This is a genomic window from Acinetobacter sichuanensis (genome assembly GCF_003024515.2).
Classification (GTDB): domain Bacteria; phylum Pseudomonadota; class Gammaproteobacteria; order Pseudomonadales; family Moraxellaceae; genus Acinetobacter; species Acinetobacter sichuanensis.
Window position 1 is genome coordinate 1 of record NZ_PYIX02000152.1, and the last position, 1290, is coordinate 1290.

A 1290-nucleotide genomic window follows, 5' to 3' on the forward strand; every position below is an offset into this window, starting at 1 on the left:
TTCAAAGTTAATAAACACAAATCCATTCACGACTAATAAAATTTCAAGGAAAAACAGAGTCCATTCCATTTGCTTACCTTATTTACTGATCATCCCAGTTTTGAGTTTCTTCATAGCTAACCAGATCTGCACGACGTTGGTTTGCATAGCTAAATAAACGCGCTTGAACTCTTTCATCAGACTGCTTAATTTCAGTTTCTAATATTTCAAGTTCTTCAAGGCTTTGCGCGTTATTAATACGAACCATCAGTGATGATTCAGACTTTGCAGGTGGATCGAGTTCAGCCAAACGTTTACTAATTGCATTAATTAATGGTTTACGTTGTTCTTCAGTCCATTGGGTCGTATATCGGACTAAAGCATTGGCTTCAGCGGGAGTTTGTGCTTGACTTGCTCTATTGATTAAATCAGTTAGATTTTCTTGGTATTTCTTCTCAGCCTCTGCATTTGCTTCTTTGACCAAAGCTTTTCTACGAAGTTCAATATGCCTATCTAGATGATTTTTATGTGTAGATACCAGCTTAGGATTGTTATGGATCTCAACTACAATCGCATCCAACTCATCAGCACTCATTTGGATAATTTTGTACGTTAGCTCTTGTTTAAGTTCAGCACTTATACGAGACTTTTCTGTATCACCAAAAAATGAATCATTTGCTTTATTCGTTTCAGAATCAGAAACTAAGCTATCCTCTGAAGCAGTCACATTTTCTTGGCTAATAATTTCAATATTAGATTGGGGTACATATTGCTCTGAATCAATCTCAACCAATTTTGCATTAAAACAAGTATTAAGATCTTCATGTTGTTCATCACTTAAAGTTCCGTTTGAAGCAAAAGTGGTACGGATCTTAATTAACTCTTGTGCTGTTTGAGCTGCTGTAATTTGTTCTTTAAATTGAACAATCAGCGCGTTAATTTCATCAGCTTCAATTTGTTTAAATTTAGCATATAGCTGTTCAATCATTGATTTTAGCGAGTTCAGGTCTCTTTTATTCAAATCACTGTTGATCGTAATTTGAGTTTCAATAGCAAAGACTTCACGCTCTCTAGTTGTTTTGTTCAATGCCTCGATGTAGCGTTTTTTTATTTCTGCTGAAGTTGTTTTCTTCGGTTTTTCTTCAACTGATTCAGGTGCGAGTTCAGTAGTAACCTCAGGCTCAACAACAATTTCAACTTCTATAGGATCTAATGAACCGCCGTTCAATGTGATAAATGCACGTGCATGGGCAATTGCATCATCTGAAGTTTTATGTAAAAGCTTTGAAGCAATCAAACGTTTTAAATAAG

The 1290-nt window shown here is 35.4% G+C and carries 1 pseudogene; it reads right to left on the reverse strand.

The features are described from left to right. Positions 1-82: 82 nt before the first annotated feature. A pseudogene (locus C9E89_RS23560) lies at positions 83-1290 on the reverse strand (hypothetical protein); the annotation flags it as partial.